The organism is Plebeiibacterium sediminum (genome assembly GCF_026013605.1).
Classification (GTDB): Bacteria; Bacteroidota; Bacteroidia; order Bacteroidales; family Marinilabiliaceae; genus Saccharicrinis; species Saccharicrinis sediminus.
The window spans coordinates 59,021-78,513 of the sequence record NZ_JAPDPJ010000017.1 but is presented as its reverse complement, the minus strand read 5'-3'; the positions used below and the strand labels follow the sequence as shown (position 1 = coordinate 78,513).

Here is a 19,493-nt window from a genome sequence, read left to right as displayed (position 1 = left end):
ACTAAACCTCTGCTATTTTATTTCTTTTAACTGTTGTACTTTAATCTCTTTTTGAAGAATCGGAACCTGAATTTTTGCTTCTGAAAATTCTATCCCCATAACTGATTCAAGGTTACTTAAAACTGATTTTACTCTTAGAATACTTAATGCCGGATTTAAACTTTGCTCTTTATTGCGATATTCTTTTACAACAGACCATAACTCACTATTGACTTTAGATAACTTTGTATTTCCAGCATCTGTAAATCCCTTTATCGTGATTGTATAACTTTGATTTTGCGCTACAATAGTTAATTCCACTCTTCTTGAATTAATATATCTATCCAATTCTTTTTTTGATTGATAATTAACTTTATCCTGAGCTATATTACTATGATTAAGTGTATCTATACTTGCTGCAGTTAAAGAGAGATTTACTTCTTTTTTATCTTCAATTACTTCCTTTGCAAATTTCTGAAGTTTGAGTTTTTCTTGTTGATTAAAGCAATTTTCACAGCTAAATTCATCAGAATTAAAATAAATCTTCTTGCTTAGAATGGTATCCTGAATCAGGATATTATTTGTTTTTTCAAGAGGCAATTCAACCCCTTCCGTAATATTAATATAAAGCTGCACCTCATCCTTTTTGTCGCTATATATAGAATAATTTGCAGCCAATAATCTTACATTTACTTTATCTATATTAGAAGAATCATCCTTAATAATCAGATCTTGAGTCTTCATATTAAACATGTTACCATCGTCAAATGTAAATATAGAATCTTCTAAAACCCATTGTTGAATATTTTCTCCCAACAAGTCTTTTTTCTGTTCCAGTTCTTTTTCTGCTTTATCTATTTTCTGATATTCAATACTAATTTTCTTTTGTAATGAACTCAACCTATTCTCTTTCACTTCAAGATTACTCAGATTTACCTCATTCCTATTTTTACGTTGCTGAATTGCTAACTCACTTGGCTCCTTCAATTTATTAATAGAGTCTATCTCCAGATTCAGTTTGTCAATTTGTGCCTGAATTTTATTCCTATTATCACTTTCTCTTTCATAAACAGAAAGTAGTCCTCCTTCCTTATTAAGATCATTTACAATCTGATCTATTTTTCGTTCCTGATATTCTTCAAGAAAATCAAAATAAGAAGTGCCTTTACTCCAATTCCTATCAGGTGAAAACTCATCTCCTCCAAAAAGCAGATACGATTTATTCCCTCTTTCAATTACCACCAAAGGCTTTTTTAAACCATCCATTCCCCATAAAGAAAGATGCAATAACGTAGGTTGATCTTGTAACAGAGGAATTTCAGTTTCTGTTGTTGATTCGAGCTCAAGCTCATTTTTTTTAACAGACATCTTATACGTAAACAACCCAATCCCCTTACCTGTTCCGGTTCCTGTATTGTCATCCTCTACATCTTCATATTCATGGAGTAATCCAGAAGAACCACTACCTTCTCCCACAGCCAATAATGCTCCGGATAGAAATATTTTCTTTTTACAAAGAATATTAAAATACGCCTCTGAACGTTCTTCAACTATCTGATTAACGATACGATACCATTTTTCAAAGAAACGTTTTTGCGTTGCTGCATCTACTTTATTGATTTTAGTAAAAGCCTCTTTCTTTTTTATAAAATTTAAACTGGGATTTAAAAGATCAAGAAAAATTGGCTGATATTTTGATTTAAGTGTTGTTCCTGACTTGACAACAGCGGGCAGCGATTTAAACATTTCATCATAAATATACCTGGCAGTAGTATTTATTGAAAATTGAGGATTTTCCTGATAACCTGATTTAATTTCACAATACAATTCCCAAAGGGTAAGCTTAACAGCAGCTTCAGCCAAAACACCCGGCGAGGCAGAACTTATTGCATCCCAGTTTACATTTAATGATTCCGGACTATTAACAATTCTGTATTCTATTGAATCCCATAGCTGAGTTTCAAATTTATCCCTGAGTTTATTGTTAAAACTGTAAAAGTCTGGCAATTCTGGTTTCGGTCCGGAATAATTAAAGTATGGACCAATATTGCTATTTAAGCAGGATGATTTTTTTACAACCTTATATAACCATGCTTTTTGTTGTGGAGAAAATTCTTGTCCGTGAATATTGAATACGACCAGCAGAAGTAAACAAATTACCTTGACCTCCCTGATCATCCTTTTCTACTCTTTCTCAATTGAATCAATTGTCCTTCCTCAATTTTTTCACTTTTATCCAGATGATTGTATTTATACAACCTACTTAATTTTACACCATACTTTTGTGAGATGTAGTGTAACGATTCTCCGGTTTTCACTCTATGCACACTATGTTTTCTATGCGCCTTATTTCTTTTGGGCTGAACATATAAATACCTGTATTCATTAATCTTAGCATTTTTATCCAGATCGTTATAAGAATAAATCTCCCAATCTTTTAAGCCAAATTCACTACAGATATCAGTAAAGGAATCCTGTTCTTGTATGGTAATGTATTTAATACCATTATTTACTCCTAATTTATGAGATGCAAATGGTTCTACTGAAAAGTTATCAACACTTCTCCCTGTTGTTTTATAAGTACCTTCTTTACTTTTTGTTTCTCTGGCAATTTTAATGTTTCCACTATCAAAACGATCCAGGTTATTGGCTTCAATAATTTCTATCAATCTTTTTGCATATCTGGGATCAGTTGCATACCCGGCTTTTTTTAATCCATGAGCCCAGCCTTTATAATCTGTTGTTTTAAGAAAAAACAAAGACGCATATCTTTGCTTTGTAGCTAAAAAATCAGAATGATCTATGTAAGATTCGTAAACAGTTTGATATTGTCTGAAACATTCGCCTTTACTATCATCATCATGATAAACCCGATTGCCTGCCCAATCATTATGACACTTGATTCCAAAATGATTGTTCGACTTTTTAGCCAAAACAGAGTTTCCATTACCAGACTCTAACATCCCTTGTGCTAAGGTTATACTAGCCGGAATACCAACTCTTTTCATTTCTTTCACTGCTAAATCACAATATTTCTCAATATAATCCTGTCTGGTATAAGATTGAGCAAATAACTGGATGGTTAAAACAAAAAGTACTAATGATATGCCAAATCGCTTCATAATGGTATGATGTTTTTAATTGAAGACAAATATAAAAAAATGGAATCAGATATCTTCGTAATTATTTCATTTCTAAATTTTATGTCGAAATCTGGATATTATCAATCAAAAGTCTAAATTTGGAACAAATAAACATTTCATGAATAAATTCGAATTAAAGACTGAAATCACACAATACGAACATTCGGAAGAACTTCCGCTGGATGAGCAAAATTTATTATCAAAAGCAAAAGAGGCTTGTTTCAATGCGTATGCTCCTTATTCTGAATTTAAAGTTGGCGTTGCTTTATTATTAGAGAATGGAGAAATTATTACAGGATCTAATCAGGAAAATGCTGCTTACCCCTCTGGATTATGTGCAGAAAGAACCGCAATTTTTTGGGCTAACTCTCAATATCCGGAAAAAGCCATAGTTAAGATGGCCATATCTTCGTTGAATAAAAACAATAAACTTTCGCAGTTGATTACACCATGCGGTGCATGCAGACAGGTAATGATAGAAACTGAATTACGGTTTAAACAGCCAATAAAAACAATTCTTGATGGAGAAAACAAAATCATTTCTATTGATAAAGTATCTGATTTACTTCCTCTTTATTTCAATGCAGATGAATTAAAATAGGCTACAAGTTTAAAACCTGTAGCCTAATATTTTACATTACATTATCAAACTCATTCCAAAGAGATTCTTCTTTTGGAACACGAGCAGTAATAATAATCTTTTCTTTTTTTACCGGATGCATAAATTCAACCTTGCGAGCATGAAGGTTGATTCCTCCTCCTTTTAATGAGCGGGATGCTCCGTATTTCAAATCGCCTCTAATAGGACAACCAATTTTTGCTAACTGACAGCGAATTTGATGATGACGACCTGTTTCTAAATCTATTTCCAACAAATGGTAATTTGCCGAACTTGAAATCAACTTATAATTTAAAACAGCTTCTTTTGAGCCCTTCTTTTGTGAATCATAAGCCTTGGATCTATTCTTCTCCTGATTTTTAATCATGTAATGAACCAACCTACCTTCATCTTCATTTGGCAAGTTTTTAACAATAGCCCAATAGGTCTTTTTCACTTCTTTATCCTGAAACATTTTACTCAGGCGTGTAGCAGCTTTACTTGTTCGCGCAAATATAACCACCCCACTTACAGGTCTGTCAATACGATGTACAACTCCTAAGTAAACATCACCAGGTTTATTGTACTTTTCCTTAACATACGCTTTTACCTTATCGCATAATGCTTCATCACCAGTTTTATCACCCTGAACAATTTCAGAGTTCGTTTTATTTACAGCAATAATATGGTTATCCTCGTATAATACTTCCATTTTCAGTTTTAATTATAATTATCAGTAAACGGTTATTTATTAACAAATATCAGTAAACAGATTCAGTTTTCAGTACATCATACTGTTGTTTGATATCTGTTAACTGCCTACTGTTATATTTTAATACTGTTCTCTTTCACTTGGGAAGTCAACGGACTTAACGTCTTGAATATAATTTTGAACTGCACCAGTCATTTCTGCATACAAATTATGGTATCTTCTTAAGAATCTAGGTGAAAATTCCTGATTGATTCCTAACATATCATGAATTACCAATACCTGTCCATCAACACCATTACCAGCACCAATACCAATAATAGGAATTGTTAATTCCTGAGCTACCTGAGTAGCTAATTTAGCTGGAATTTTTTCCAGAACTATACCAAAACAGCCTGCTTCCTGCAACAAACGTGCATCTTCAATTAATTTATTTGCTTCCTCTTCCTGCTTTGCTCTTACTGTATATGTTCCAAATTTATGAATGGATTGTGGGGTTAATCCTAAATGGCCCATAACAGGAATTCCTGCAGATAAAATACGCTTTACAGATTCAATAATCTCTTCTCCACCTTCAATCTTAACAGCATCTGCAGCTGTTTCTTTCATAATTCTGATTGCAGACGTAAGTGCCTCTTTTGAATTACCCTGGTAGGTACCAAATGGCAAATCAACAACTACTAATGCTCTGTTTACCGCCCTTACCACTGATGCTCCATGATAAATCATTTGATCTAATGTGATAGGTAAAGTAGTTTCCCATCCAGCCATAACATTTGATGCCGAGTCTCCTACTAATATCACATCCAGCCCAGCCTGATCAACAATTTTAGCCATTGAATAATCATAAGCTGTTAACATAGCAATCTTTTCATTGTTATGCTTCATCTCGCTCAACACATGAGTGGTCACCTTTCTTTGGCGATTCATCGCTACTGACATAATCCTTATATTTTTGTGTCTTGTTATATTGGAAAATCTTCCGTGAAATTTTGTTCAACTCGGCAAAGTTACTAATTACAATTCGATTTAAGCAAGTAAAAATTCATTCCAACAATTTTTAATATTTTATCATTCAAATATTTTATACTTTTGGTCGTTGAATATTATATAAATCAATTAACACAATAAATTTTTATTCAATGAGAAAAGTATTAATCTTATTAGGTTTAGTATTAACCTTTGGAACAAATGGGTTTAGTCAAACTTTGCACTCAGGAGAACAAACAGCTGGTATTGGTATAGGTATACCGGCCATTTCAAACTACTCTGTAGACTCCAAAACACCGTCGATTACCGGTTTTTACGAATATGGTTTTACCGACAAAGTAGGTATTGGACATATTGGTGGTGGAGCAGTTTTTTCTTTTGCAGGGGCTGATTACAGAGGAGGAAATTACAGATACTCCCTGGTTGGACCAAGAGCCTCATACCACTTTGACATGACTGATATTACAGGTGACAAAGCCTGGGATGTTGTAGATGTTTATGCTGGTGTTATGTCTGGCTTACGTTTTGAGCGAGTAAAGTATGAGTATACTGATGTTTGGGGGGACAGACAAACTTACAAAGAAACTGAAACCAATTTAATTACAGATATTTTTGTAGGTATACGTTATGCTTTTGCTGATCAGTTTGGGGTATATGCAGAAGCTGGCTATGGAGTAAGTTACTTAACACTGGGTGTGAGCTACAGATTTTAGCATTGCTTAGTCAAATTTAATATAACGAAGGCTATCATTTATGATGGCCTTTTTTTTGACATAATTATTTTATAAACATTTCTTTTATCTGATATTTTAAATTATTATTGCATTAATATTAAACAATTTAACCAAACAAGCTAAACCATATACATGAAAAACCTTTTTATCTTAATATTACTATTAACGATATCAACATTATCTTTGGCAGAATCTTTCTGTGGAAAAATTATTGACTCCAAAACATTACATCCCATACCTTTTGTTAATATTAGCTTAAAAGGAACCTACAGTGGAACAGTATCTGACGCTAATGGAAGATATAAGTTAATGGTTCCTAATAAAAGCGATTACATTATTTGTTTTAGTTGTATTGGCTATCAATCAGTAGAAATCAGCTACATTCAATTAAAAGAAAAGTCTGATATAATACTCACTCCTTCAATAACACCATTAAATGAGATTGTAATAATGCCAGATAGTACTTTGCGAAGTTTCTTGAGTAAAGCCTACAATAAAATTGCTGATAATTATCCCAAACAACCAACTACGTATGAAGTTTTCCACAGAAGTGGATTACAAAATGGTGACAAAGATTATATAAGACTTAACGAAGTATTATTAAATGCCTATAAATCATCTTATGATGATAAAACAGAAGGTACAGTAAGTATCATTAAAACCAGAAAATACATTGAACCCAATCAAAGTAATGAGTTTCAGTATGTCTATTATGGCGCTGTATATGATATACACCATGACGATTTAATTAAAAATAGAAGAAAGTATTTAAAGCCGGATAAAAATTATGACTACGAATTATATGGCGTAGAATATTACAATAATAGAAAAGTATATGTAATTGACTTTAAACCAAAAGTTGACAAAAAATTAAAATATAAAGGCAAAATCTTTATTGATGCAAAAACTTTAGGTTATTTAAAAATAGAATTGAGTCCAACAGAACAATGGTTAAAAGAAAGATATAATGATGTTTTAGGTCTACACTCTAATATTAAAGCAGAAGACTTTGACTTTGTTGTTAATTATAGTATTAAAGACTCTGTCTTTTATTATCAATCGTCATACTATAAAGAGAAAATTAACCACAGAGACAGCACTTATTACTTTGTTGATGAAAATGTTGTCACCTCAGTACAAATTGATGAAGTAAATAAGATTCCCTTTAACCAGCAAGTTCCGATTACCTATGTTCCTACTATTGAAGCTAAAGAATATTCGAAAAGTGATTGGAAAGATTATGCGACAATTCCCGATGCGATAAAAATTGATACTACTACTAAAGAATTATTTATATCACCATCCCCCAAACCTACAACCAAACAAATGATACAAAAGTTAATGACAAAAATGGAGTTTACTATTGGTATACGGTACTTTGCAAATTCTATAGAACAGTCAAAAATTGACTTTAATTACCAACACCTTTCTTTTAATAAAGAAATAAATCAATTAAATGCCTCACTTAATTTTGACGAGACGATATTGTATAAATTAAATAAAAGAAACGGAATCGGTTATCAATTAAATTTTTCTTTAAGCAAAGCATTTAGAACCTCTAATAACTGCCTATACTATAATTACAGAATTCCTGTAAAAACAATTGGTCGAAATATTTTTATCAACTTATCAACGGGCTATTCTTGGTTAAGCCTAGAACAAAGTTTAGGAACTAAAAATTCAAACACCAATTTTAAATTTGGAGGTAAGAAATTTAAAAACAATAAAGTTCAAGCCTATTCCGGATTAAAAATTAATGGGTTAACCTTTGGTTCCGATATTGAATTTCAATTTTCTAACATCTTTCATCTTGTACTATCAACCAACTACATATCTCCAATAAAAACAGTAGATATTATCACACTACAAGAACGTTCAGGATTTTTCTTATTCAGAAAACATGCATCCGAACCCATATCTAATAAGAATATAGATTATTTCATCAATGATATTCCTTCTAATAAAAGTGGCATGAAGTTTAATAACTGGAGTTTCGGTATTGGATTTAAGATGAAGATATAAAATTAAAGACTCAAAAAATCTTATCTTGAATTCAATAAAAAAGCATTATATATTTGTATTGCCATAAAAAATTTAACTAAACTTAATTTAAGTCAAAATGAAAAAAATCACCATTGCATTAGGTATAATACTAATACTATAAAGTTTAGTATTACTCATAGCTTCAAGGAGCTCATATATAAGCTTACTTATAGTTGGAGATTGTGTAATAGCAATTGGCTTTACTCTAAAGAAAAAAGAATAACTTATTTCAATACTTTTTTCATACTCTTCTGATAAAACTTGCAATACTCCTGCAAACCACACTTTGCACATTTCGGTTTGCGGGCAATACATACATATCGCCCATGTAATATTAACCAATGATGGGCTATGGGTAATAACTCTTCAGGAAAGTATTTTACCAATTGTTTTTCTGTTTCTAATGGTGTTTTTGAGTTTGTTGTTAAACCTATACGCTCTGATACTCTGAAAACATGAGTATCTACAGCCATAGCAGGCTTTTCAAATACGACACTGGCAATAACATTTGCAGTTTTTCGACCTACACCGGGTAGCTTTTGCAATTCTTTAATATCATCAGGTACTACATTATTAAAATCATTAACCAACATCTTTGCCATTCCCACCAGATGCTTGCTTTTATTATTTGGATAAGTACATGATCTGATATAATCAAAAACCTCTTCTGGTGTTGACTCAGCTAATTTATCCGGTGTTGGAAAACGCTGAAACAATTCCGGAGTAATCATATTTACTCTCTTATCGGTACATTGTGCCGATAATATTACTGCTACTAATAATTCATAGGGATTAGAATAATGTAACTCTGTTTCGGCAATAGGCATATTTACCTTAAACCACTCTATTATATTTTCAAAACGTTCTTTCTTCGTCATAATTAATTTAGCATCACATGTTACCTATATTATTTTTAGTAACAACATTTTTTAATCAAAAATATGCCTCTATAAAAGTAATGAATACAATTACCTTCTTATTTATTAATTTCTATTGGTCTATTATAAAAACATCAATAAACTTAATGCCATCACTACCATCCCTGCAAACAATCCATAAATAGATAAGTGATGTTCGCCATATTTTTGTGCTGCCGGCAATAATTCATCCAAACTAATAAAAACCATAATACCTGCTACTCCGGCAAATATGATCCCAAACATGGTTGGTGATAAAAAAGGCATTAAAACCAAGTAACCAACTATAGCTCCAATAGGTTCAGCCAAACCCGATAAAAAACTTAATCTAAATGCCTTTCTTCTACTTCCTGTTGCAAAGTATACAGGAACGGAAACTGCAATTCCTTCTGGTATATTATGAATGGCAATGGCCACGGCAATAGCAATACCTAAATTGGGATCTGTCAACGCTGCTGTAAAAGTTGCTAAACCTTCCGGAAAATTATGTATACCAATGGCTAAGGCTGTAAATAATCCCATCCTCATTAAATGGTTACTTTTCTTTCTTTTCTCTTCAGTCATATCCTCAATCTTTTCCATTTCATGAGGGTTTTCTGCCGATGGAATAAATTTATCAATTATAGCTATCAATAACATTCCTCCAAAAAACGAAGCAACGGTAATCCAGGTTCCTAAAACCTCATCATAAGATTCAATCAGGTTGTCTTTTGCTTTTATAAAAATTTCAACAAATGACACATATATCATTACTCCGGCTGAAAAGCCCAGCGCTAAGGACAGAAACTTCGTATTTGTTTTCTTTGCAAAAAAGGCCATGGCACTACCTATACCCGTTGCCAAACCGGCAAACAAAGTAAGTCCAAATGCAACCAGAATATTACTAAATTCAATATGATCTATATTCATAATATTAATATTATCAGTCGATTTTAAAATTTACGAATAACTACAAACAACAAAAAAATAAATTTGTTTCCAATAAATAACGCGATTTTATAGTTCTTTTTCAAAAAGGCATATAAAAAAGCAGCATTCGTGTAATAATTATGCTATTCTTCAATAATTCATTTATTTTTGCGACAATTACCTAGCAAAGAAAATTTTGATTCGTATGATTCACATAAAAAGGTTAGTGCTTTTTTTATGGTGTAGCTTATATATAATAAGTGCTCTGGCGCAAGAAGAAACTCCTTATAAAACATCTATTCCCCAAAAGGGAGAAGGATTATATGCTTTTTTAAGTCGAAATAATCTGAATCCGGATAAGTTCACTCAACAGTTTTTGGATTTAAATAAAGGTAAGTTTGGTAAAAACAACGCTTTACTACTTGGAGTAAAATATAAAATTCCCTCATCAGAAACCTATTTATTTGAACCCTTATATGGTAAAGATCGCGAGAAGTTTAAAGTGGAAAGTGATAACCTGAATGGGGCTGTTTATTATTTGGTTAGCGGACATGGAGGCCCTGATCCGGGAGCTTTAGGGCAATATGGAGATAAAACGCTGTCGGAAGACGAATATGCCTATGACATTACACTCCGACTTGCCAAAAAGCTACAGGAAAATGGAGCCAGCGTAAATATGATTATTCAGGATAAGAATGATGGCATTAGAGATGAATCTTATTTAGAGATGGATAAGGATGAAGTTTGTAATGATGAAGAAATTCCTTTGGAACAGATTAACCGATTAAAACAACGCACTACAGCAATTAATCAGCTCTACTTAAAAAATAAACCTGCTTATCAACGATGTGTTATTATCCATGTTGATTCAAGAAGCAAAGGGAAAGCCATCGATGTTTTCTTTTATCATTCACCCAAGAGTAATTCCGGAAAAAACACTGCTCAATCCTTATTAAACATATTTGATGCTAAATACAGTCAGCATCAACCGTCAAGAGGTTACTCTGGTGTTGTTTCTTCCCGTAATCTGTATTTATTACGAAAAACCTACCCTACTGCAGTATTTATTGAATTGGGCAATATTCGTAACTATAGAGATCAACAACGTTTTATTCTTGAAAACAATCGTCAGGCACTTGCCAACTGGTTGTATGAGGGATTGCTGAGTGATTACAAATCAAATAATAAATAACAAAAAATATATACAACGCTTAAACTAAAATTATGAAACCAACATTATTAGTTCTTGCTGCCGGTATGGGTAGTAGATATGGAGGATTAAAGCAATTAGATACTTTAGGACCAAATGGAGAATCAATTATCGATTATTCTGTTTACGACGCCATACAGGCCGGATTTGAAAAAGTAGTTTTTGTAATTCGTCAATCATTTGCTGATCAGTTTAAAGAAAGATTTGATCCGAAATTAGCAGGAAAAATTGAGGTTGAATATGTTTATCAGGAGTTGGGTAACCTACCAGAAGGATTTTCGGTACCAGAAGGAAGAGAAAAGCCTTGGGGAACCGGGCATGCGATGTTAATGGCCAAAGATGCTATTAAAGGACCTTTCGCAATCATTAATGCTGATGATTTTTATGGTAGAGAAGCATATCAAACGGTTGTTGATTTTGTTGAAAACAGTAAAGATGATAATGAATACGGTATGGTTGGCTATGCACTTGACAATACACTTTCGGAACACGGAACAGTATCGAGAGGCGTATGTGAAACAGATGCCAATGATAATCTGGTAAATATTATTGAAAGAACAAAAATAGGGTATCTTGATGGTAAAGTTGTTTATTGGGAAGATGACAAAACAACTGAACTTACGGGTAAAGAACCCGTTTCGATGAATTTTTGGGCCTTTAAAAACTCTTTTTTCAAAGCGCTTGAGGATGGATTTTTAGCCTTTTTAAAAGAAAAAGGTACTGAACTAAAATCAGAGTTTTATTTCAATGCTTTAGTAGATAAAATGATTAAAGCTGATCAAGCTTCAACAAAAGTATTAAGCAGCGATGCAAAATGGTTTGGCGTAACTTATCAGGAAGATAAACCGATTGTTCAGCAAAGCTTAAATTCGCTTATTGAAAAAGGAGTTTATCCAGCTAATCTTTGGGAATAATATAAATTAGTACTCAGTCTTCAATAAGCAGTTGGCAGTATGTTGTCTACTGAAGACTGTGTGCTGAAGACTATGAATTATGACACAACCCCAAAATGTATTTAAATATTGCCCCAGGTGTGGCTCCAAGCATTTTAATTTTGAAGGAAGCAGATCTTTTCTTTGTTCAGATTGTGGCTTTCATTACTTTATTAATTCCTCAGCTGCGGTTGCCGGATTAATTGAAAATGAAAAAGGAGAACTGTTACTCACGGTGAGAGCATTCAATCCTAACAAAGGCATGCTCGATTTACCGGGAGGTTTTGTTGATCCGATGGAATCTGCTGAGGCTGCATTAAAAAGAGAGATAAAAGAAGAGCTCAACCTTGAGGTTACCGAAATGCAATATTTAACTTCATTTCCTAACGAATACGTATTTTCAAATTTTTCAGTTTACACCACTGATATTGCATTTATATGTAAAGTTAAAGGTTGGAATAATATGCATATCCAGGATGACATCTCTGATATTGTTTTTGTTACCAAGCAAAACATCGATTGGAATAACATCAGTGCAGGCTCCATTAAAAGGATTATTGAAGCCTTTTGGAATTTATAGGGAATCTATTCGAAAGAGGATATTTAGCGTTTTTATTAAAAAGAATCTTTTTTACAAAATTATTTAATCATTAAATGATCATTTTTTAGCAATTTTGTAGGCACATAAGATGATTGGAAAAACGTTCATGAAATCGAAATGAATAAATAAGGATAATGATTCTTTCTTTTTCAAAGGTAAGATGATTAAATTTATTTAGAACATTTATTCTAAACAGAAAACTTAAAAACAGATGAATCCGCAAGCACAAGAATTAAACGAGGTGATTTTAGCTAAAAATCCGGTTGTTTATGATTTATTAAGTGAGAAAGGAAAAAATATTTTCTTTCCTAAAAAAGGTATTTTAGGTCAAACAGCCGAAGCAAAGGGTACAAAAATAAACGCTACCATTGGTGCTGCAATTGAAGATGATGGTACACCAATGCGCCTTGAATCTATTGCCTCTAAAATTGATTTGGATCCATCATTATCATTCCCTTATGCTCCTAGTTTTGGCCGACCAGACCTTAGAGCTAAATGGAAGGAGATGATATACGAAAAAAATCCTGCCTTAAAAACTAAAGAATTAAGCTTACCAATTGTAACCAGTGCCTTAACTCATGGTATCAGTATGGCTGGATATCTTTGGATGGATCAGGATCAGGAAGTGATTGTGCCTAATTTATTTTGGGGTAACTATAACCTGGCATTATCTAATGCCTATGGTGCTAAACTTGTTAAATTCAACTTATTCAAAGACAATCAATTTGATGTAGATTCTTTGAAAGAAAGTTTGTTGAGTGATGGAGAAAAGAAAGTTATTATTTTAAACTTTCCAAACAACCCAACCGGGTATACTCCAACAACTGAGGAAATGAAAGCTATAGTATCTGCAGTTAAAGATGCTGCTGAAGCAGGTAAAAAAATTGTAGCCATTACAGATGATGCCTACTTTGGATTGGTATTTGAAGATGGAGTTGAACCTCAATCCATTTTTGCTTACTTATCAGATATTCATGAAAATGTATTAGCTGTTAAAATTGACGGTGCAACCAAAGAAGACTATGTTTGGGGATTCAGAGTTGGTTTTATTACTTATGGAATAAAAGGGGGTACTGAAGAATTATATCATGCTTTAGAAATGAAGACAGCTGGTGCTGTTCGTGGTAATATTTCAAACTCATCGAACTTAAGTCAATCTTTATTATTACACGCTTTTGAAGCTCCTGATTATGCAGATCAGAAACACAGTAAATTCATTATCATGAAATCTCGCTACCTGGCTATTAAAGAAGCTTTAAGCGAGGATAAATATAAAGAATTCTTCACTGCTCTTCCTTATAACTCCGGATACTTTATGTGTGTACAATTAGCTGAAGGACTTGATGGAGAAGCCATCCGCGACATCTTAATTAATAAATACAGCATAGGTATTATCAACCTGAATAATATTTTAAGAGTTGCGTTTTCTGCTATGGCAGCATCTGATGCAAAAGAATTGTTTGAAGGAATCTACAATGCTTGTAAGGATTACAAAAATCAATAAGAATAATCAATTTATATATGGAACCGCATCATACGATGCGGTTTTTTTATGCTTTTTTCTTTCATAACAAAATAAATACTTATAGCTTTAATCCTAAAGCATACGGTTATGGAAACAAAAGATCTTTATTTAAAAGAGAGAAAAGAGGTTGCTCGCTTTATGCGAAGATTATACAAAAAAGGACTTACAACCAGCTTAGGTGGCAATATCAGCAAAAGAGTTGGTGAACACTTTTTAATTACCCCATCCGAAATTGACAAAGGAACGTTAAAGGCTAAAAATGTTATTATTTTAGACAAGAACGGCAATAATCTTACCCAATGGATTACTCCTAGTCGCGAAACCAGTATGCATCTTCAAATATATAAGGATCATGCAACGATTAATGCCATAGTTCATTGTCACACCATCTTTGCGTCTTCATTTTCAGGTATGGATATTCCTATAAATGCCCATTTAATTGCAGAATCAAGAATGATTATTAAAGAACCTGTAGTTGCTCCCTATGGCCTTCTAGGTACGCCGGAATTAGCTAAAAACGTAAGTGAAACCTTTGCAGAGAATAAAGTACTGATAATGGAGAATCACGGTATTACAGCTATTGGCTCAGAAATGATAAAAGCATTTAATAGAATTGAGGTTCTTGAAAACGCTGCAAAAATGACTTTTATAACTCATTTAATGAACGAAGAAAGATCGCTATCAGAAGATCAGCTCGAACAAATAGATAACTTATAACGATACCGGATGAGAAAAATAAAAACAGGAGCCTTTGCCCTGTTGGCTTTCGAGCCATATTTTTCCTCCTAAAAGCTCTACTATATTTTTAGCAATAGACAGGCCCAATCCTGTACCTCCCATATCCAGGCTATATTGTTCCTCATCTTTAAAGAATCGCTGAAAGACCAGATTCACACGATCCTTTGGAATTCCTTTTCCTGTATCTGAAACACAAAAATTATAAAACTTTCCATCCTCACTTAATTCCACCTTAAATTTCACTTCTCCAACATTGGTAAACTTAATGGCATTTTCAATCAAATTACCCAATACCTGACGAATTCTATTATAGTCGGTATAAATATACTCATCTACTCCTTCACCAACGGAGTATGAAAAACCTATACTATTCTTTTTTATAGACTTAATTCTAATTTCGAAAACCTGATACAGATTTTTAAACAGTTCTTCTATTGAAACTTTTGATTTTTCAATTTTCAGTTGTCCGATCTGAATTTGTGAAATATCTATCAGGTCTGAAATAATGTGAAGCAACTGATTTGAGTTATCTTCAATTAAATTCAGATAGTTTTCTGCATCTCCATTCGTTAAGTCCTGATATCTTAAAATATCAACAAATCCAATAATGCCATTCATTGGGGTTCGAATCTCATGAGACATATTAGAAATAAATGCTGTTTTGAGTTTATCACTTTCCTCAGCCTTTATTTTTGCAACTGATAGCTGTTCATTAATGAGCTCGATCTGACGATTATGCTGTTGTAAAATTGTATTTTTTTCTTTTAAATTTTCATTTGCCTCACTCAGTTCTTTTGTTCTTTTCCTCACTTCCTGCTTTAACTTTCTGTTGAAAAATGAAAAGTAAGCTGTTATGAGGGAAACCAAAATCAGTACTGCAACAAGAATTTTTAATACCAGATATAATCCATCTAACTTACGTTCTTTATAATCTTCAAATAAAAAACCATCCAAACTATAATTGGGATCTAACATTCCCAGACTTACATATGAATCTGCAATATGTTTCCATCTTTCTTTATTTGTATGACCTATCTCCACAAATTTTGGAAGAATTAATTCTTCCATTTTCATCGCTTCATACATTAATACATCATAAGAAAGTTCTGAATTGTATTTTTTTTGTATCAACCTTACAATTTCATCCTTATGGTTCATTGCATAGGTCCATCCCTTTAAGGTAGCATCTACAAAATCCTGAACTTTCTCCGGATCTTGCTCTATTTGTTTTTCGGAAGTATAAATACAGTCGCCATAAAAATCCACGCCATAGGTATATGGATTTATAATTACAGGCAACTGCCCCATCTGACTTAATATAAATGGAATATCTGTTACATAACCATCAATTACTTCATATTTACCATTAATCAATCCCTCCAAACGATCACCATAAGCAACTTTCTGTACTTCATTTTCAAAGTTCATTTTTATCAACAAAGCTTTTGTTGAAGTTAAACTTCCTGATGATATCCTGATTTTACGCCCCTTAAAATCGTCAATGGTATTAATTTTATATTTGGGAAGCGTAATAAATGTTTCTGGTGAATGTTGGAATACGGTTGCCAAAACCACAACTTTATGACCTTCATTTCGTGCTACTAATAATCTGGGGGAATCAACTCCAAAATCAGCTTCACCCGCCTCTACAATACTTATAAAGTCGTCTTTATCTTTCCCTTCTATAAATTTTGGATATAAACCAACTTCCTTATAATAGCCTAATTCCTGTGCAGCGTAGAATCCTGCAAATTGAAACTGATGAGACCACTTTAGCTGTATTTTTACAGTATCCAAAGATTCAGCATTAATGCCCGAAACCACAAAACACAATAAACATATTAACCAAAGTTTTCTCATACTTAAAACAAAATCTTAACAAATATAATGCTTATTCTTAAAGTCAGACAATCATTATTATAAACTAGCCCAAATTCTTGCTAATGAAGCACCAGGGGCATCTATCTTTAAATCCAAAAAGTAACCAAACGGTGTTTGAAAAACTTCATATTCAGCATTCTCTAACCTGGATTGACTGGCATTAAATAGATCAACAGTAAAATCAAATGAAGCTTTTGATTCAGATAAATGTGCAAAGGAGTGTAATATTATTCGTTTGGTATTATTCTTTCTTGCGGTCCATTTTAAATGGTTAACAAGTTTTTTTTCTCTGCTCTTCAAATCTCTTTCTTCATCCTCTTCTTCCACCTGAATAAAAGCCAGTATCGCATTGTTAATTTCCTGTCCTAATCCCGGATCCGGAGCTGTTTCCACATTTTTTACCTGTGGTTCATAAGCAAAACTATTAATGTAAAATACTAATACTTTCATTCTTTGGAATTCTACTTTTTATGATTAGTCAAAAACAAATCTCGAAATAATAAAAAAGCATGAAAATGAACTTTTCATGCTTCTGGTTAAATATATGAATTTTTAAACCATTAAGGCATTTTATTTAGGATGTTTTGTTCTAACTCCAGTGTTTTATCCACAATTTCCTGACCTTTTGATAAAATATCTGCAACAAAGGCTTTATCCTGAAGATCCTTTGCATTTATTTTTACATTCAGCCAGGCACCTAAAACACCACCTCTGGCACTAATAGCTCCAACACCTGCATCAGTTATCGAGTTTGGATTTCCAATTTCTACCATTTTTTGCATGACTTCCATTGATTCATAGCACAACTTCATGGTATTGAATGGGATTAAAATTGCATTTTTAGTGGCTTCCTCAATAGCTACTTTTCTATTATTTATCTCTTCCTCAGTTCCTTTCGGTAGTTGAAAAGCTTCCATAATCTGATTAAATGCCTCGGTATCCTTATCTACCATTTTGAGTAATTCATCATGGAAACACTTCCCTTTTTCGGCCCAATCAGAAAACTCCCCTGCTCTGTGATCCCATCCACGTTTATGCGAAGATAAATTAGCAACCATTGTTCCCAAAGCAGCTCCTATAGCTCCTAAATATGCAGAAACAGAGCCTCCACCCGGAGCGGGAGATTCACTGGCCGTTTCAAAAACAAAATCTGTCAATGATAAATCAATCAGCTTTTTCTTTCCTTTTGAAAATTCTTTTTCAAGAATATATTCAATGATTTTTTTATCCGGATCAAATGGATATAACTCATCCAATCCCAGGGATTTTACTGCAATTTTAATAATCTCCTTATCTGAAATACCCGTTGATCTGTTTTGTTTTTTCAGAAAATATTTACCTGCATCAAGCATTGATTTCAAAGGCACCACACCGACCAATTCAGAACCTGTTACCCTTAAACCATGATGAGTTGCTCTTTCGCAGGCTACATCAAAGGCCTTATGCATACTTGTAACTGAAATATCCGTTAAGTTTAGTGACAACTGAGCAATGCCATATTCTTCAATATACCAACCAATTCCTTTAACGGACTTCAACAATCCAGGTTCGTTAACCGGATTTCCTTTTTCATCCATAACAATTTTACCTGTTAGCGGATCTCCTTCTCTTTTAACCCGGCCTCTTTCTCTGATATCAAAAGCTACTGTGTTAGCTCTTCTGGTACTTGTTGTATTTAAGTTAACATTATATGCTATCAAAAAATTTCTTGCCCCAACTGCTGTCACTCCACTTTTTTGAACTTCTTCATTCCAAATTGCAGGTCCAAAATCAGGTTTCCATTCACTTGTTGTGATACGATCTGGCAATGCCTCATATTCACCTTGTCTGCAAACTGCCAAATTTTTTCGAGCTGCTGTTTTTGCTGCAAACTCATAACAATAGATCGGAATATTTAACTCTCGTCCGATCCGTTCTGCTAACTTATGTGCATAAACAACAACTTCTTCCATTGATATATTTGACACAGGAACCAAGGGACAAACATCAGTTGCACCAAATCTGGGATGTGCTCCTTTATGCCCACGCATATCAATTAATTCTTTTGCCTTTTTTACAGCTTGAAAAGCAGCTTCAAAAACTTCATCCGGAGTACCCACCATAGTTACAACAGTTCTGTTTGTTGCTTTACCCGGATCTACATCTATCAAGCTAACACCATCTATTTTTTCAATTTCGGCAGTTATTTGATTGATTATATTCATATTGCGTCCTTCACTAAAATTAGGAACACACTCTATTAATTGTTGCATAGCACAGTTTTTTATTGAATTCTAAACTTTGGAACTTTCAACACAAGATATTGTAACTATAAATAAATCTAAATGATAAGCATCAGTGTATGAATATGATTAATCACAAATTAATCATCGCTCGCTCAAATGTTAAAAAATGATAAAACAATAATAAGAAGGCAAAAAACCATTGACAAGGTGATAAAACGGTCGTAATTTGTCATTAATAAAAACGCTCTCCTGGTCCCCAATAATAGGAACATTCAAAATGTGTGTGAGGTTTAGGTTAGTTTTTTTAGAATGTTTCCGCATGCCTGTCTACTCTCAGACAGGCTTTCTTTTTATATAGA

17 protein-coding genes are annotated in these 19,493 nt (G+C 33.1%); 8 read left to right on the top strand and 9 right to left on the bottom strand.

Annotation, left to right across the window (positions count from 1 at the left end):
- Positions 1–12: 12 nt before the first annotated feature.
- Positions 13–2,157, bottom strand: coding sequence for a hypothetical protein (locus OM075_RS09475; protein ID WP_301190260.1), 2,145 nt, complete (start codon positions 2,155–2,157; stop codon positions 13–15).
- Entirely contained in the window at positions 2,154–3,101 is a 948-nt protein-coding gene (locus OM075_RS09470) for a glucosaminidase domain-containing protein (protein ID WP_301190259.1), read from the bottom strand. Before OM075_RS09470 ends, OM075_RS09475 begins: the two co-directional genes overlap by 4 nt.
- A gap of 139 nt (positions 3,102–3,240) precedes the next feature.
- On the opposite strand from OM075_RS09470, the gene cdd reads away from it, so the two are divergent.
- Entirely contained in the window at positions 3,241–3,723 is a 483-nt protein-coding gene (gene cdd, locus OM075_RS09465) for a cytidine deaminase (RefSeq protein ID WP_301190258.1), read from the top strand.
- Positions 3,724–3,754: 31 nt separating this feature from the next.
- Here cdd and OM075_RS09460 read toward each other — a convergent pair whose 3' ends face one another.
- Both OM075_RS09460 and panB read right to left on the bottom strand, forming a co-directional pair.
- Complete coding sequence (locus OM075_RS09460; RefSeq protein WP_301190257.1) at positions 3,755–4,432, bottom strand: RluA family pseudouridine synthase; 678 nt, start codon at positions 4,430–4,432, stop codon at positions 3,755–3,757.
- A gap of 120 nt (positions 4,433–4,552) precedes the next feature.
- Positions 4,553–5,371 carry a 3-methyl-2-oxobutanoate hydroxymethyltransferase gene (gene panB / locus OM075_RS09455; RefSeq protein WP_301190256.1) on the bottom strand — a complete coding sequence of 273 codons (819 nt, stop codon included), beginning with the start codon at positions 5,369–5,371 and terminating at the stop codon, positions 4,553–4,555.
- Positions 5,372–5,571: 200 nt separating this feature from the next.
- Between panB and OM075_RS09450 the strand changes: the two genes are divergently transcribed.
- Together OM075_RS09450 and OM075_RS09445 are read left to right on the top strand one after the other, a co-directional pair.
- Complete coding sequence (locus OM075_RS09450; protein ID WP_301190255.1) at positions 5,572–6,132, top strand: outer membrane beta-barrel protein; 561 nt, start codon at positions 5,572–5,574, stop codon at positions 6,130–6,132.
- A 153-nt stretch (positions 6,133–6,285) separates the two neighbouring features.
- Positions 6,286–8,175 carry a carboxypeptidase-like regulatory domain-containing protein gene (locus tag OM075_RS09445; protein WP_301190254.1) on the top strand — a complete coding sequence of 630 codons (1,890 nt, stop codon included), beginning with the start codon at positions 6,286–6,288 and terminating at the stop codon, positions 8,173–8,175.
- A gap of 245 nt (positions 8,176–8,420) precedes the next feature.
- Here the strand turns inward: OM075_RS09445 and nth are convergent, their stop codons facing one another.
- Both nth and zupT read right to left on the bottom strand, forming a co-directional pair.
- Positions 8,421–9,074, bottom strand: coding sequence for an endonuclease III (gene nth, locus OM075_RS09440; RefSeq protein WP_301190253.1), 654 nt, complete (start codon positions 9,072–9,074; stop codon positions 8,421–8,423).
- Positions 9,075–9,197: 123 nt separating this feature from the next.
- Positions 9,198–10,022 carry a zinc transporter ZupT gene (zupT, locus tag OM075_RS09435; RefSeq protein WP_301190252.1) on the bottom strand — a complete coding sequence of 275 codons (825 nt, stop codon included), beginning with the start codon at positions 10,020–10,022 and terminating at the stop codon, positions 9,198–9,200.
- A 205-nt stretch (positions 10,023–10,227) separates the two neighbouring features.
- Here zupT and OM075_RS09430 point away from each other — a divergent pair, with 205 nt between their 5' ends.
- The 5 genes from OM075_RS09430 (at position 10,228) to OM075_RS09410 (ending at position 15,007) form a co-directional block, all read left to right on the top strand.
- Positions 10,228–11,214 carry an N-acetylmuramoyl-L-alanine amidase family protein gene (locus OM075_RS09430; protein WP_301190251.1) on the top strand — a complete coding sequence of 329 codons (987 nt, stop codon included), beginning with the start codon at positions 10,228–10,230 and terminating at the stop codon, positions 11,212–11,214.
- A gap of 32 nt (positions 11,215–11,246) precedes the next feature.
- Complete coding sequence (locus OM075_RS09425) at positions 11,247–12,146, top strand: nucleotidyltransferase family protein (RefSeq protein ID WP_301190250.1); 900 nt, start codon at positions 11,247–11,249, stop codon at positions 12,144–12,146.
- Between the two features lie 79 nt (positions 12,147–12,225).
- A complete protein-coding gene (locus OM075_RS09420) occupies positions 12,226–12,744 on the top strand; it encodes an NUDIX hydrolase (RefSeq protein ID WP_301190249.1) in 519 nt (172 codons plus the stop codon).
- 232 nt (positions 12,745–12,976) lie between these two features.
- On the top strand, positions 12,977–14,269 hold the full coding sequence (locus tag OM075_RS09415) for an aminotransferase class I/II-fold pyridoxal phosphate-dependent enzyme (RefSeq protein WP_301190248.1): 1,293 nt from the start codon (positions 12,977–12,979) through the stop codon (positions 14,267–14,269).
- A 108-nt stretch (positions 14,270–14,377) separates the two neighbouring features.
- Positions 14,378–15,007, top strand: a complete 630-nt coding sequence (locus OM075_RS09410; protein ID WP_301190247.1) for a class II aldolase/adducin family protein — start codon at positions 14,378–14,380, stop codon at positions 15,005–15,007.
- On the opposite strand, the gene OM075_RS09405 is transcribed toward OM075_RS09410, so the two are convergent.
- The 3 genes from OM075_RS09405 to ftcD all read right to left on the bottom strand — a co-directional run bounded on the left by OM075_RS09405 (position 15,002) and on the right by ftcD (position 19,161).
- Complete coding sequence (locus OM075_RS09405; RefSeq protein WP_301190246.1) at positions 15,002–16,888, bottom strand: ABC transporter substrate-binding protein; 1,887 nt, start codon at positions 16,886–16,888, stop codon at positions 15,002–15,004. The genes OM075_RS09410 and OM075_RS09405 overlap by 6 nt on opposite strands.
- 57 nt (positions 16,889–16,945) lie before the next feature.
- Positions 16,946–17,359, bottom strand: a complete 414-nt coding sequence (locus OM075_RS09400) for a threonyl-tRNA synthetase editing domain-containing protein (protein WP_301190245.1) — start codon at positions 17,357–17,359, stop codon at positions 16,946–16,948.
- A gap of 110 nt (positions 17,360–17,469) precedes the next feature.
- Positions 17,470–19,161, bottom strand: a complete 1,692-nt coding sequence (gene ftcD / locus OM075_RS09395) for a glutamate formimidoyltransferase (protein WP_301190244.1) — start codon at positions 19,159–19,161, stop codon at positions 17,470–17,472.
- Between the last annotated feature and the right edge of the window lie 332 nt (positions 19,162–19,493).